Raw genomic sequence first — 14,412 nt, 5'->3', positions numbered from 1 at the left:
TCGACGTGATTCGAACATTTATACTATACAGAGGATCCGAAGAGCGATAGAATACGAACATGTCTTCGACCGAGTATCGCCCCGTCGGGTTCTCCGACGCGGATGCGGCGACGCTCGCCGAGATCGCTGCGGCGGTCGAGAAGACTCAGGCCGACCTCGCCGCCCTTCAGGCGCGCATGACCCGAGAGCTCGCACGCGCAGAAGAGCTCGCCTGCCGCCAGTTGTCCGGCGCGACGCGCAGTGCAGCGGCCAGCGACATGGCACACCGCGCGATCGCCTCCGAGCTGGCCACCCCGCTTCGCATCGCCGATCGCACCATGCAGCGTCGCATGACGCAGGCTGCCGAGATCGCCCACGAGTATCCGGCCACGCTCGATTCCCTCGCCGCCGGCCGCATCACCATGGGGCACGTCCATGCCATTGCCGACGCGGGTGCGCATCTCCCCCGCGAGTCGCGTGCCGAGTTCGAGGCGGCGGCCCTCCGCAAGTGCGAGAACGACACCGTCGGGCGCGTGCGCCCCGCCCTGCGCATGCTCGCCGAGCGCCTCCACCCGCGCACGCTCACCGAACGCCATGTCGAAGCCCGCGAGGGGCGAAGCATCACCGTCGACCCGCTCGACGACGGCATGTGCGAGCTCACGGCGGTCCTTCCCCTCATCCTCGGCGAGGGCATCCACAACCGGCTCACGCAGCAGGGCGCAGCTCTCCAAGACGAGCGGATGCGGGCCGTCGAGCGCCTGCGCGAGTCCCGCGCGGCGGGGCGGCCCGCATCCGAGGCCGACGAGATCCTGGCCTCCGACGGCCGCACGATGGATCAGCTGCGCGCCGACATCTTCGCCGACATGCTTCTCACCGCCCAGCCGGGCGCAGACCCCACGCGCACCGACGACCGCGCGGGCGCACTCGGCGCGATCCGCGCGCACGTGCAGGTGGTCGTGCCGGTGCTCGCGCTCGCGGGAACCCACGAGCACCCCGCCGATCTCGCCGGTCGCAGCCCGGTCGACGCCGAGACCGCCCGGCAGTTGGTCGGCGCGGAGTCCGGCTGGGACCGCATCCTGACCCACCCCGTCAGCGGCGAGATCCTCGCGACCGACCGCTACCAGCCCACCCCCGACCTCCGGCGCCGACTGCGCGCCCGCGACGCGCACTGCCGTTTTCCCGGATGCCGGGTGCCGGCCCTCCGGTGCGAGCACGACCACACCGTCGACTTCGCCCTCGGCGGCAAGACCCGGCTCGACAACCTCGCGGGGCTGTGCCAGAGACACCACTCGATGAAGCAGTTCACCGCGTGGAAGGTCACGCAGATCGGTGACGGCATCCTCGCCTGGACCTCACCGCTCGGTCGCCCGTACCTCGACCATCCGCCCGCGCCGACGGTGCACTTCGTACCCGACGAGATCCCGCTCGGTGTGCCATCGCGCTACGACGATGACGATGACGATGACCCGCCTCCCTGGCAGAACTGCGCGTGAGACCCAGTCCGCACCTCAGCTCCCCATCAACCTTCAGTAAGGCGTAAGGTTGGGTGCATGGAGACCTTCCTACGCCGCCTCGACCGCCTCGCGGGCGGCCGCATGGCGGGCTACCGTGTCGACCGCCCCGACGACCCCCGCGTGCGCCGCGCCTTCCGGGCGATCACGATCCTGCTCGTCGTGTGCTTCCTGCTCGGCATCGCCACCATCGTCACGTCGGCCTGGCTCACCGCATCCGGCGAAGACGTCGGCTTCGCCGTCTGGATGCGGTGCCTCGTCGTCCTCGGCATCACCACGACACTCTTCTACTTCCTCTGGCGAGCGCGCGCCGGCTGGTACTGGGCGATCCGTCGCCTGCAGCTGTTCAGTCGCATCTTCCCGATCGTCGCCCTCGTCCTCGCGGCGATCCCGGGGCTGTACCCGTGGTGGGTGATCAGCGAGCAGATCGTGTTCGCCATCCTGCTGATCGGCGTCTCCGACTACCTGCAGTCCGACTACCTCCGGGCCGCCTACCCGAAGCCGCAACGCTCCTAACGCAGAAGCGGCCTCGATCATCGGTGGTGGCGCACGCGCCCCGGCAATGGCATGGTCATCTCATATCGGGTGATCCAAGGAGCAGCAATGCCGTTGTTCGAGATGGAGGCGAGTCCCCGAGGCCGCATGCGCGTCTTCGGGCGCACCCAGCTGCCCTTCGCCCTCGGCACTGTCCTCCTCGGCGCCGTCGCAGCGCTCGTCGACCCTTCCCTGCTGACGCACTGGCCCATGGTCACGGGCTTCGTCCTCACCGTCATCGCCACGTGCGCGGCCGTCACCGTGCCGTGGGAGCGACTGCATCCGTCCGCGATGATCTCGATCGCCGTGCTCGACATCGTCACGGTCGCGTTCCTGCGCGCAGAGCTTGCTCCGCTGGTCCCCGCGGTCACGATCCTCGCGCTCTTCCCGCTGCTGTGGTTGGCCTACGGATTCCGGTGGTACGGCATGCTCGTCGCCGTCGTCGGTGCAACCTTCATCACGTCGTTTCGCTTCGTCTACATCTCCCGCTGGCCCGCGACCCCGGCTGAGTGGGCGAACGTCGTCACCTTTCCCATCCTCGTCCTCGGCATCGCGGTCATCGTCTACATCGCCGCCAACCAACTGCGCCGCAATGGGGCGCGCCTGGCTGCGGCGTCCCGCGCGCAGTCCGAGGCGCTCCGCGACGCGAGGGATGCGGAAGCGATCGCCCTCGGCATCCTGAACACCGTCAGCGCCGGCGTGGCCTTCTACGACGCCGACGGCCGCCTGGACGTCGCGAACACCACCGCACGCCGGATGACGGAGATCGCCGGCTTCCGACTCGACACCCCGCCCTACAGCGGCGAGCACGCCTTCACCGCGGACCGCATCACCCGCATCCCGGACGAGGAGCAGATCATCCCGCGTGCCCTGCGCGGGGAGACGATCGCCGACCACCTGGAGTGGATCGGGCCGCCCGACTCGCAGGTCGCGATCATCGCCTCGTCGGGACGCGTGCACCGCGAGGACGGCATGTTGCTCGGAACCGTCGTCGTCGCCTACGACGTGACCGAGCTGGCAGACGCGATCGAGGTGCGCGAGCACTTCCTGCGCACGGTCTCGCACGAGTTGCGCACCCCCATCACGAGCATCACGGGCTTCCTCGACCTGATCGACGACGCGGTCGACCCCGCCGACACGAAGGTGCACGGCTACATCGACATCGTCACCCGCAAGACAGACGACCTGCTCGACCGGGTGCGGGACCTCCTGTCTGCGAACGACGGCGCCAAGCCGCCGAACTGGGCCAGCAACGACGCCGCGGCGCTCGTCCGCGACGCCGCGGAGAGAACACATCGTCTCGCCGACAGCCACGACGTGGTCGTGCAGACGACCGGGCCCGACACCCTGCCCGTCTTCGCGGACGGCGACCAGTTGACGACCGCGATCGCCGAGCTGGTGACGAACGCGATCAAGTTCGGCGATCAGAGTTCCGTCGTCACCGTCCGCTACGGCCTCGTCGGACGCCGCGTCACGATCGCCGTCACCAACTCCGGGCACGGGATCACGCCCAGCGAGCAGCGTCGCGCCTTCGACCGCTTCTACCGTGCGCCGTACGCACGCACCCAGGCGATCCAAGGCTTCGGTCTCGGCCTGACCAACGTGCGCGCGATCGTGGCGGCGCACGGCGGCCACATCCACATCGACAGCGTCCACGGCGAACACACGACCTTCACGCTCGACGTCCCTCAGCACCCCTACACGGTCAGTCAGGAGTAACCCGGGGCTGTGTCAGCCCTATCGGACCCCGCCAGCCCTGCCGGGCTTCGTCAGCGCCATCGGGCCCAGTCCGCTCTGCCAGCCCTGCCTGCCTTGTCGCCTCCTTGCCTTGTCGCCCCCGCCGGCCCCGCGAAGCCCAGCGCGACCGAACTCCTGCACATCCAGCCCAGCCCGATGCCAGGAGGGAGCGAACGACAGGTTCTGCAGGAGTTCGGCACGACTCCGCCGAATCCGTGGCCACTCGTAACCTCACGGGCCTGAACCAGACGTTTGGCGGAGTCGTGCGGGCGGCGGCGCCCCGCATCCGCCCGAACTCCTGCAGATCCGCCCAATCCGCCCATGAATCCGCGCGGCACATCGGGTTCTGCAGGAGTTCAGCCGGAACGCGCGTCGGGAAGAAGAAGAAGTTTGGGCCGTTTACGCGCCCGTGGCGCCACTGTCCTTCGCGGCACGCCGACGCCGGATCTCTGCCTCGAGGGCCGCGGCACGCTCCTCGCGCTCGAGGTCGGCGAGTTGCTGCTCCGTCGTGCGCGTGTCGCGCGGCCGCGGCGCCGGAGCGGGCGCCGCTTCTTCCTTCGACCAGCGGCGCGGGTCACCGAAGCTCATGGCCTCGCGCCCTCCGCTCCACTCACGACCGAGCGTGAACCAGAGGAGGCAACCGACGAGCGGCAGCAGCACGATGAAGAAGATCCACGCGACCTTCGGCAGGAACCGGATCTGATCGTCTCGGCGCGTGATGGCGTCGATGAGAGCGACCACCATCATGGCGAAGATGAGCAGCGCGAGCAACGGCATGCATCCAACGTGCCGCAGCGAGCCGCCGAGCGCAACGGTCGCGCAGCCCGCATCCGGCCCGCTCAGCCCGCGTCCCCACGTCCGGCCGTCGGAGAAAGGGCGTCCGGTCGGAGGATTCCGCGCGGATCCTCCGACAAACGCGCGAACCTCCGACCGACGGATGCGACCAGCCCGCGCGAGTGCGCCTTCGGCGTCAGCCGCGGAAGGCGACGGCGACGAATGCGGCCAGCCCGCGCTCAGCTCGCAACGAGCCAGATGATGACGGCCGCGACCAGCAGGAGCGGTGAGATCCAGGCCATCCAGCGGGTCGTCGGCGACGGCTCCCACCAGGCGCGCAGCAGGCTGACGAGCACGAGGACGGAAGCCATGAACACGACCGCGAGATGCACGCGCATGACGGTGCCGACCACGACCAGGATGACGCCCCACACCTGCATCGCGAACAGCCGCGCCAGCACGACGAGCGGCGGCCGGAAACGCCGGCGGGGCGGCTCAGCTGTCACGACAGCGGCCCCGCCGCCGCATCCCGTCGTGCGCGGCCCGCACCGAGGTGGCGGAAGAAGCGGAGGCTCACTGCGCGTCGAGCGCGTCGACGAACACCTGCGGCAGCACCACGTTCTCCGGAGCCGCCTGGAAGAACGGCGCGACGTTCTCGGCCTTGTGCCCGGCGATGCCCGTGCCGATCGGCGTGACGAGGAACGTCGTGTCGGGATGCGCCTGCGCGTACTCGAGGAAGTCGACGATCTGCTCGAGCATCGTGTCGAAGCCGCTCATCGTGTCGATCGCGTAGGAGCGGCCCGTCGGCCCGGCACCCACTCCCCATTCCGCACCGAAGTTCTCGAATGCGGCGCGCGCCGCACCCGCACCGTGCTGGCCCGCCGCGTTGCTGCCGAACACGAACACCTCGTCGTCGGCGAGCTCGGTCACGACCTCCGGCGTCCGCCGCGCCCGTAGCGCGGCGAGGCGCTCCTCCTCCTTCTTTCCGCGTCGTGGCTCACGAGAGGGTCCGAGCAGGAGCCCGAGCAGGTCGTTGAAGGCAGACATGCACCCAGTATTGTCGCCGCCCCACGACGAGCAATGTCCGCGGTGAGATTGTGGAGCGGAGCGCCCCCGCATCGAGCTCCACGTCGCCGCCTCAGTCCTGCTGCTCCTTCATGATCCGAGCGTGCGAGGTCTTCCCGCGCGCGACCTCGCGATCGTCACGGCGCAGCACGCCGACGAACTCGACGAACCGCGCCGTGAACGCGCGGAACGCGGCCGACACGCTCGCCGCGCGCGGCTCGGGCGCCTCTGCCTCCGCATCCGACATGAGGTTGAGTTCGCCGTCGGTGTCTCGGGGCGTCCGCGCGAACGCGACGCACAGCCGCGCGACACCCTCGGCATGCCCGTGCATGACGGAATGCGCCGCGCCTGCGATCTCCCACGTCGACGCGAACGGGATCTCACGCGCCGCGCGCTCGACCCACGCGCGCGGCACCACGTCGTCGTGCTCGCCGCGGATGACGAGCGTGTGAGCGCGGATGTCGGCGAACAGCTCCTCTATCGGAAACCGCATCATCTCCGGCAGCACCCGCAGAAACCATCGCGGGCCGCACAGCAGGTAGGCGCCGAGCGCCAGCACCTTGATCTTGAGCGGTTCGTGCCACGTCGATCGCAGGAACCGCAGCGCGAGACGCGGGAGCCGACGCGCGGCAGGGTCGACGACCGGACCGATGAGCACGAGCGTCGAGATCTCCGGCCGCCTCCGCGCGACCTCGCTCACAATCTGCGTGCCCATCGAGTGCCCGACGAGCACGGGGTCCACCAGGGCGAGCTCGTCGAGCACCGCCTCCACCGCATCCGCGTACTGCGCGATCGACATGGCGGATCCCGGATGCGGCACGCCGCCGAACCCGGGCAGGTCGAGCGCGTGCACCGCGCCGAACTCGTTCAGCTGCGGAGCCAGGCGCTCGAAGTAGGTCGCCGCGACGCCGATTCCCGCAACGAGCACGAAGGAGCGCTCCCCCTCCGCCCGGATGGAGGACACGCGCGTGTAGGCCGTGCCGCATGCAACGCGGCGCACGTCGACGACAGGTGCGGACTCGGTTGTCACAGCGACGACGCGAACATCGAGCCGATGAACAACAGCAATGCGAAGCGGGGAACGCTCACAATGCCGACGAGATCCAGCCGAGGAGCGCCAGGACGCCTACGGCGTTGCCGACCATCGCGAGAAAGGCGGACATCGTGAGTCCCGCGAACGCGCGACGCCAGAAGGAGGCGCCGGCGGGCACGGTCGACGCGTAGGAGAAGGTACCGACCGCGATGATCACGATCTCGATCGCGGCGATCCACCACGCCTGGAGCATCGCCACCTGAGGCGCGAAGACACCCACCGCGAAGTCGCCAGTCACCGCCGCGTACACGCTCACGGCCAGCCACACGAGGTTGAGCGCGAACAGGGGCCACAGCCACGCCCAGCGCTCACGCACGGCGAAGCTCGGGTCATGCCCGTGGACGCCACCGTGCACGGTGCGTTCGCGCACCGCATCCGTCGAACGCGCTCGGCGCGAAGACACGGCCTGCCGCCATCCGCAGTCCGGCTCGATACAGGCATAGGTGACGGCGCTCATACCGATCGAGGCTATCGGCCCGAGAGGCGGGTACGCAGGCCTTGCACGAGCAGCACGATCGTCATGAGGAATGCGAACAGCGGCAGCCCCACGGCCCCGAGCGCAAGGAGCGTGCCGGTGGGATAGTCGATGTTGCCCATCCGTCCGAGGCCCACGCCGCCGCCCGCGGCTGTCACGTCGCCGGCCAGCAGGAACTGCCCGTCGTACGCGTCGAGCTGCGACGAACAAGTGACGGATGCGGCGGCCCCGCCCGCATCCGCGATGCTGCGCGCCGGGGAGAACCCGGTCCGAGGGGTCATCCACCACAGCGTGTCCTCCCACCCCGGCGACGGTGCCGACCAGGTGCGCAGGGAACTCCCGTCGGCGGTCTCGGCTCGACACTCCACCAGACCGAGCAACGCGGCCGTGCCCGAAGCCCACACCCCGGTGACGCCCTCGGCGGGAAGCTCCATCGTCTGGCCCAGCGGCGTCGGCCGCGCCGCCGCGACCGACTGCGACACCGGCACCACCCACAGGGCCCAGATGAGTCCGCTCGCCACGACGCACACCCCCACCAGCGCCCACAGCAGCTGCCTCCTGTGCCGCAGCCGCATCCGCGACTCCTGCGCCCGGAACGCTTCGTCGGCGGCGAGATCGATCACGCGTCGAGTGTACGGATGCGGCGCGGTCAGAAGCGTTGTCTCGCATCCCGTATAGTTGATAACGGTTCTCAATAAGACAGGCGGATCTCCGTGCTCGACGCCACCGCGACCGCGGCGCCTCCCCCGCGCAGCCGCGTCCTCGCGGCTCTGGCGACCTCGCGCCGCCATGCCGTTGCGACCGTGGGCGCGCTGTGGCTCGCCGCATTGATCGTCGCCATCGTGGCGCTCGGCATCGGCCCGGTGCCCGTCGATCCCGCCGTGATCGTGCGCATCATCGCCGCACACGTCACCGGGTCTGCGATGCCCGCCGACATCCCGCCCATGGCCGACCAGATCGTCTGGACGACACGGACGCCCCGCATCGCGATGGCCGTCGTGGCCGGGGCAGCACTGGCCGTCGCGGGCGTCGTGCTGCAGTCCCTCACCCGCAACGGGCTCGCCGATCCATACCTGCTCGGCATCAACGGGGGCGCATCCGCCGGCGTCGCCCTCGTGGTCCTCGTAGCGGGCGCCGCGACCGGCCTCGCCCTTTCGGGCACCGCCCTCGCCGGCGCTGTGCTGGCGACCGTCCTGGTGCTGGTGATCGCGGGAAGCGCGGCAACACGCGGGCCCTCCCGACTCGTGCTGTCAGGGCTCGCCGTCGGCTACGCGCTGACAGCCGTCACGAGTTTCCTGCTGTTCTGGACCGACTCGCCCGAGGCGGCGCGATCCGTGCTGTTCTGGCTTCTGGGTTCGCTCACAAGTGTGCAGCCCACGGTTCTGACCGCCGCAGCGATCGCCACCCTCGTGGGCCTTCTGCTGCTCTCCCTGCTCTCCGGGCGTCTGGACGCACTCGCCTCCGGCGACGACTCGGCCCGAGCTGTGGGCCTCGATCCTGAACGCGCTCGGTTCGCTTTCATGGCCGGAACGTCGGCGATGGTGGGGGTCGTCGTCTCCGGTGTCGGCGGCGTCGGCTTCATCGGGCTCATCGTCCCCCACGCCGCCCGCGCGCTCACGGGAGCGCGGCACCGCTTCGCGCTCCCCGCCGCCGCAGCCATGGGTGCCGCACTTCTGGTCGCAGCCGACACCGTCGCGCGCACCGCCTTCGCCCCGCAGGAGATCCCCGTCGGTGTCATCACGGGCGCCCTCGGCGCCCCCGTCCTCCTTCTGCTGCTCCGACGCAGTCACAGCTGAGCCCGTCCCCACCCGAAAGGACCCCATGAAAGCCCACCCTCCCCGTATCGCGGGACTGATCGCCGTCGTCGTGGCGGCCTCATCCCTCACCGCGTGCACGAGCGCATCCACGGCGTCGAATGCCCCCGCTTCCCCCACGGCGGACGCGCAGTACCCGCTGACGATCGACAACTGCGGATCCGACGTGACACTCACGCACGCACCGAAGCGCATCGTCATGGTCAACAACGATGCGCTCGCCACGCTCGAGGCACTGGATGCGGTCGACCGCGTCGTCGCCGTCACTGCCACCCCGCAAGCGGATCTGTACCAACCCGCCACGGTCGCGATGATCGACACGCTCTCCGTGCTTTCGACGCAGAAGAACGCCACCGGTGGCTCGATCGTCTCGCAGGAGAGCATCCTGGGGGCACAACCGGACCTCGTCATCGCCCCGGAAAGCGCTGTCGACCGGGTCGCCCTCACCGCGGCGGGCATTCCTGTCTACAGCCCCAGCGCCTACTGCCAGAGCCCGCCGCCCGCGTACACGCAGACGGCGACCTTCCAGCGCGTCTGGGACGAGCTGACGACATTCGGCGCCATGCTCGGCGTGCCCGAGCTCGCCGCGTCCGCCATCGCCGACGCACGGGCGGACCTGGGCAGCACCGACGTAGCCGACCAGGGCACCGCGGCCGCAATCTACGTGTCCTCCGGCGGCACGACGCTCTCGCCCTACGGCGGGCCCAGTATGGTCACCCCCGTGTTCGCCGCAGCGGGGCTGCAGAACGTCTACACCGACACTCCGGAGCGTGTGTTCGATGCGAGCCTGGAGGACCTCCTCTCGCGCGACCCGCACACCATCGTGCTGCTCTACTCCGGCGGCGACCCGCAGGCCACGATCGACGCATTCCGTTCCGCGCCCGGCGTCTCGGGCCTCTCCGCCGTGAAGGATGGCCGCGTCGTCGCCCTCGCGTTCCCCTACACCGACCCGCCGTCGGTGCTCTCGACGCGCGGGCCGGCCGAGCTCAGCAAGCTCCTCGCGGACCTGCCGTGATCTCCGCGAGCAGCCTGGTCGTCGAGCTGGGCGGGCACCCTGTGCTGCACGGCGTCGACCTGGCCGCTCGCACCGGCCGGGTCACCGGCATCGTCGGACCGAACGGCAGCGGCAAGTCGACTCTCGTGCGCTGCCTGGTCGGCGCCCACATCCCGCGCAGCGGCACCGTCGCGCTGGACGACACCGCGCTGCGTCGCCGATCCCGTCGGTGGGCCGCAGAGCGGATCGCCTTCGTCGGTCAGCACGTCGACCCCGACCCCTCGGTGCGCGTCAGCGACGAGGTCGCACTCGGCGCACTGTCGGCACGTGTGCGCGGTGCGGCCGAGACGGACCGCCGGGTGGTGAACGCCCTCGACGCGGTCGGACTTCTTCCGCACGCACGACGACGCGTCGCCGAGCTATCCGGCGGCGAGCTGCAGCGCGTGGGGCTGGCCCGTGCAATCGCCCACGGCGCATCACACGCCGTGCTCGACGAGCCGACCAATCACCTCGACATCCACCATCGTCTCGAGATCGGCGCGCTCCTGCGGCGCGTCGCCGAGACGGTCGTCGTCGTCCTCCACGACCTCGAACTCGCCGCGCACGTGTGCGACGACGTGCTCGTACTCGACGAAGGGCGAGTGGCGGCATCCGGTTCCGCGGCAGCCGTGCTCACCGCCGCGGTCATCGATCCCCTCTATCGCGTCCGCACCCTCGAGCTCCCGACCGGCGAGGGCGACACCGCCCTCGCGTTCCGCCGACACTCCCCCACAGCACACCCCCTCCACGGAAAGAAACCCGCATGACTCTCGCCACCGTCTCCGCAACCTCCGCCGAACTGACCGAGGCCCGCACGTTGCTCGCCCGCTGGGACGCGCAGCAGACCGGGTACATCCGCCACCGCGCCGAGCGATTCCAGACCATCGCGCGCGTCGTGGCGGCCGTCGTCGACGACACGTCGGCACCACGCATCCTGGACCTCGCCGCAGGGCCCGGGTCTCTCGCGCACGCCGTGCGCGCCGACGTACCCGCTGGTCACCTCGTCGTGGCCGACAAGGACCCCGTCCTGCTGCAGATCGCCGCGGACACCTTCGCGGGCGACACGCACGCCGAGGTGGTCGCGGTCGATCTGGCGGATGCGGCGTGGACACAGGCTCCCGCCGTCGCCGCAGCACCCTTCGACGCCGTCGTCAGTTCGACCGCGCTGCACTGGCTGCAGCCCGAGACGCTCGTGCGGGTGTATCGCGAGCTGGCCGAACTGGTGCGCCCCGGCGGCATCGTGCTCAACGGCGACCATCTCTCGTACGATGCGGCCGCTGAGCCCACGCTGCGCGCGATCGCGGCCAAAGACGACGCCGCGATGCAGCACGCATCCTTCACCGGCGACGCCGCGGAGTCGAAGGTGGACACGTGGGACGCTTGGTGGGCGGCAGCCGCATCCGTCGAGCGCTACCGCGACGCGTTCGCGGCACGGGAGCGGGTCTGGGGCGAAGAACTGCGGGTCGCCCCGCCGACCGTGTCACTGGAGTTCCACCTCGCAGCTCTGCGCAGCGCGGGCTTTCGGGAATCGGGCACGGTCTGGCGCTACCTCGACGATGTCGTGCTCTACGCCGTGCGCTGATCTGATAGTGCTGACGAATCGCACGGTCCGCCTCACCTAGGCTGGGGCGCATGAGCGAGCAGCCCTCCCCCACCGCCGCTGCGATCGGCCGTGCCGTGCGCGAGGAGCGCACGCGCCGTCAGCTCTCGACGCGCGCTCTCGCGGCGGCCGCCGGGGTCTCGCAGCCGTTCCTGACGAACGTCGAGAACGGCCGGGTGATGCCGAGCATCGCCTCGCTGTACAGCCTCGCCGGCGCCCTCGGCGTCTCGGCCGCGGCGCTGCTGCCCGAGCAGCCCATCCGCCTGGAGGTCGTGCGCGCCGGCGGCGGCTCCCGCATCCCGATGCGAGACAGCGACAGAAGCAGCGGCGAAGACGGCGAGACCTACACCCAACTGATCGCCGGTGCGCGCGGGCGACAGCTCGGGGCATACCGGTTCGAGCTGGCGGCCGGGTACGAGGACGTGACCTACGCGCACGACGGCGAAGACATCGTGCACGTGCTCTCCGGCTCTCTCATCTACCGCTACGCCGACCACGACGACGTCGAGCTGCACCCCGGCGACACCCTCTGGGTCGACGCGCGCGGCGCACACTCCTGGATGGTGCCCGCCGCGCAGACCGGCACGACCGAGGTCCTGCTCATCACCGCCGCCGGCGCGACGCATCGCCACGGCACCGGCACAGACATCGACCCTGAGCGATAACTCACACGAATCGTTACATCGACGGCGGACGGTGGTCACACCCGCGAAACACGCCGTTCCTAGCGTGGCCGCATGCCCACCAAACAGCTCGTCCTCGGCGCGTTCGAGGAGTTCACCCCCAACTTCATCGGCAACAGCTGGCACCACGAACGCGGCGACACCGCCGCCTTCGCCACGCTCGAGTTCTGGACCGACATGGTCACCAAGCTGGATGCGGCGGGCTTCGACTTCTTCTTCATGGCCGAGGCCATCGGCTACCCCATGAACGACGCCGGCGAGGTGCCCGAGGCCGTCATCCGCGAGGCTGTGCAGTTCCCCGTGCACGACCCGCTCACGATCATGTCGGCGCTGGCCGCGGCGACTCCGCGCATCGGTTTCGTCGCGACCGCATCCACCACCGCGCAGCAGCCCCTGCTGAACGCGCGCACGTTCACGACGCTCGACCACCTCACCGGTGGTCGCATCGGATGGAACATCGTCACGAGCGACAACCAGCAGGCGCTCGTGCGACTGCTCGGCCGCACGCAGGTCACCCCGCACGACGAGCGCTACGCCGCCGCGACCGAGTTCGTCGACCTCGACCTGGAGCTCTGGGAGGGCGCCTGGGAAGACGACGCCGTCCGCGCCGACAAGAAGAACAAGGTCTTCGCCGATCCGAGCAAGGTGCACCGCATCCGCCGCGACGGCACGTACTTCACCTTCGACGGCTACTTCCCCGCGACGCCGTCGCCGCAGCGTACGCCCACCCTGTTCCAGGCGGGCACCTCCGAGGCGGGCACGACCTTCGCCGCGCAGTACGCCGAGTGCGTGTTCACGCAGGACCGCAACGCCGCGCGCCTCGCGGCCGGCATCGCGCGCCTGCGTCAGAAGGCCGTGGATGCGGGACGCCCCGCATCCTCCATCAAGGTCGTCAACGGCGCGTCGTTCATCATCGCCGACACCGAGGAAGAGGCCGAGCGCCTGCGCGCCGAGCTGAACGCGACCGCCACCCGCGAGGCCACGGCCGCACTCTTTCTCGGGTGGTCCGGCGTGGACCTCGCCCAGCTCGACCCCGAGGCGACGCTCGACGACGTCTCGACGGAGGTCGGCCACACGATGCTCGCCATGTGGCGCAACCCCGACGGCACGAGCCCGACGATCGGCGAGATCCTCGACTCGCTGCCGGCCACGTTCGGCGGCATGAAGTTCACCGGCACCGTCACCTCGGTCGCCGACCAGGTCGAGGCGTTCGTGGCCGAGACGGATGTCGACGGCTTCCTCGTCGAGAACTGGTACGGCGGTATCGAGGGCTACACGGAGTTCACCGACCAGCTCATGCCCGAACTGCGCCGCCGGGGCCTGCTGCCCGAGACGCCCCGCACCGGCACGCTCCGCGAGATGCTCACCGACGCCGACGGCCCGCGCCTTCCCGACTGGCACCCCGCGGCCCGCTACCGCCGCTGACGCGACCGGGACGCACGCTCTCGTTCCGGTCGTTTCGTCGGAGAAACCGCGCGACATCGGAGGATTCGGCCCAGATCTTCCGACATCCGCGTGAATCTCCGACGCGACGGAGGCCAGCCCGGGACGTCAGGCGGCGCTTCCCGCTCAGGCGGGGCGGACGACGAGCGTGTGCCGGAGCGACTCGGCGCTGACCACGGGCGGGACGTGCTCGGGGAAGTCGGCCGCGTACTTCGCCGCGTAGGCGGCGGAGACCGCATCCTGCACCGGGTCGTCCGCGGCCACGCGCGCGAACGTCACCGCGACCCGCGGGTCGTCGAGCGCTGCCACCGGGTCCTGCTCGGCCCGCGCGCCGTCGGCGAGCGTGAACGCGGCCGGTCGTCCCGACACCGCACGGCGGAACCACGCCGTCTGGTCCCCGTACGCGGCGCGCACGTAGGCGGCGTCGCCGACGACGACGGCCCAGATCGGAGTGGCCACGGCACCCCCGTCAGGGCGCGTCGTGACAACGGTCACGGTCGAGGTGGCATCGAGGTGGGCGAGCAGCGCATCCGTCATGCCCAGAGCCTAGGGCGCGTGCGCACCCGACGGACGGATGCGGCGGCACCCGCATCCGCTCACGAAGGTCGGAGATGAGGCCCGAAGTCGGAGGTTTCAGCCCCGATGCTCCGACATTCGCGCGATTCTCCGAC

The 14,412-nt window shown here is 70.3% G+C and carries 16 protein-coding genes; 9 read left to right on the top strand and 7 right to left on the bottom strand.

What is annotated here, in order from left to right; genetic code table 11:
* The first annotated feature begins 59 nt into the window (after positions 1–59).
* The 3 genes from SK224_RS13445 (at position 60) to SK224_RS13435 (ending at position 3,743) form a co-directional block, all read left to right on the top strand.
* Positions 60–1,472, top strand: a complete 1,413-nt coding sequence (locus tag SK224_RS13445) for an HNH endonuclease signature motif containing protein (RefSeq protein WP_320435174.1) — start codon at positions 60–62, stop codon at positions 1,470–1,472.
* Positions 1,473–1,529: 57 nt separating this feature from the next.
* Entirely contained in the window at positions 1,530–2,006 is a 477-nt protein-coding gene (locus SK224_RS13440) for a hypothetical protein (RefSeq protein ID WP_320435173.1), read from the top strand.
* An 87-nt stretch (positions 2,007–2,093) separates the two neighbouring features.
* Positions 2,094–3,743 (top strand): sensor histidine kinase, encoded by a 1,650-nt coding sequence (locus SK224_RS13435; protein ID WP_320435172.1) that lies wholly within the window; start codon positions 2,094–2,096, stop codon positions 3,741–3,743.
* Between the two features lie 417 nt (positions 3,744–4,160).
* Here SK224_RS13435 and SK224_RS13430 read toward each other — a convergent pair whose 3' ends face one another.
* The 6 genes from SK224_RS13430 to SK224_RS13405 form a co-directional block, all read right to left on the bottom strand.
* The gene (locus tag SK224_RS13430) at positions 4,161–4,538 is read right to left on the bottom strand and encodes a PLD nuclease N-terminal domain-containing protein (RefSeq protein ID WP_320435171.1); all 378 of its coding nucleotides are present in this window, start codon (positions 4,536–4,538) and stop codon (positions 4,161–4,163) included.
* A 236-nt stretch (positions 4,539–4,774) separates the two neighbouring features.
* Positions 4,775–5,041, bottom strand: a complete 267-nt coding sequence (locus SK224_RS13425; RefSeq protein ID WP_320435170.1) for a hypothetical protein — start codon at positions 5,039–5,041, stop codon at positions 4,775–4,777.
* Between the two features lie 67 nt (positions 5,042–5,108).
* On the bottom strand, positions 5,109–5,582 hold the full coding sequence (locus SK224_RS13420) for a hypothetical protein (RefSeq protein WP_320435169.1): 474 nt from the start codon (positions 5,580–5,582) through the stop codon (positions 5,109–5,111).
* A 91-nt stretch (positions 5,583–5,673) separates the two neighbouring features.
* Positions 5,674–6,630, bottom strand: coding sequence for an alpha/beta hydrolase (locus tag SK224_RS13415; RefSeq protein ID WP_320435168.1), 957 nt, complete (start codon positions 6,628–6,630; stop codon positions 5,674–5,676).
* Between the two features lie 55 nt (positions 6,631–6,685).
* A complete protein-coding gene (locus SK224_RS13410) occupies positions 6,686–7,150 on the bottom strand; it encodes a hypothetical protein (protein ID WP_320435167.1) in 465 nt (154 codons plus the stop codon).
* Positions 7,151–7,161: 11 nt separating this feature from the next.
* Positions 7,162–7,791: a hypothetical protein gene (locus SK224_RS13405; RefSeq protein ID WP_320435166.1), complete on the bottom strand. Its 630-nt coding sequence runs from the start codon at positions 7,789–7,791 to the stop codon at positions 7,162–7,164.
* Positions 7,792–7,881: 90 nt separating this feature from the next.
* Between SK224_RS13405 and SK224_RS13400 the strand changes: the two genes are divergently transcribed.
* From SK224_RS13400 to SK224_RS13375, 6 genes are all read left to right on the top strand, one after another.
* A complete protein-coding gene (locus SK224_RS13400; protein WP_320435165.1) occupies positions 7,882–8,964 on the top strand; it encodes an iron ABC transporter permease in 1,083 nt (360 codons plus the stop codon).
* A gap of 25 nt (positions 8,965–8,989) precedes the next feature.
* Entirely contained in the window at positions 8,990–9,997 is a 1,008-nt protein-coding gene (locus SK224_RS13395) for an ABC transporter substrate-binding protein (RefSeq protein ID WP_320435164.1), read from the top strand.
* Positions 9,994–10,782 (top strand): ABC transporter ATP-binding protein, encoded by a 789-nt coding sequence (locus tag SK224_RS13390; RefSeq protein ID WP_320435163.1) that lies wholly within the window; start codon positions 9,994–9,996, stop codon positions 10,780–10,782. Before SK224_RS13395 ends, SK224_RS13390 begins: the two co-directional genes overlap by 4 nt.
* Positions 10,779–11,597, top strand: a complete 819-nt coding sequence (locus SK224_RS13385) for a class I SAM-dependent methyltransferase (protein WP_137418969.1) — start codon at positions 10,779–10,781, stop codon at positions 11,595–11,597. Before SK224_RS13390 ends, SK224_RS13385 begins: the two co-directional genes overlap by 4 nt.
* A 50-nt stretch (positions 11,598–11,647) precedes the next feature.
* The gene (locus SK224_RS13380) at positions 11,648–12,280 is read left to right on the top strand and encodes an XRE family transcriptional regulator (RefSeq protein ID WP_320435162.1); all 633 of its coding nucleotides are present in this window, start codon (positions 11,648–11,650) and stop codon (positions 12,278–12,280) included.
* Between the two features lie 72 nt (positions 12,281–12,352).
* Entirely contained in the window at positions 12,353–13,723 is a 1,371-nt protein-coding gene (locus tag SK224_RS13375; RefSeq protein WP_320435161.1) for an NtaA/DmoA family FMN-dependent monooxygenase, read from the top strand.
* A 144-nt stretch (positions 13,724–13,867) separates the two neighbouring features.
* Here SK224_RS13375 and SK224_RS13370 read toward each other — a convergent pair whose 3' ends face one another.
* A complete protein-coding gene (locus SK224_RS13370; protein WP_320435160.1) occupies positions 13,868–14,278 on the bottom strand; it encodes a DUF2255 family protein in 411 nt (136 codons plus the stop codon).
* Between the last annotated feature and the right edge of the window lie 134 nt (positions 14,279–14,412).

It is taken from the genome of Microbacterium sp. BG28, assembly GCF_034044005.1.
Lineage (GTDB): Bacteria > Actinomycetota > Actinomycetes > Actinomycetales > Microbacteriaceae > Microbacterium.
This window is presented reverse-complemented; position numbering and strand designations above follow the sequence as displayed.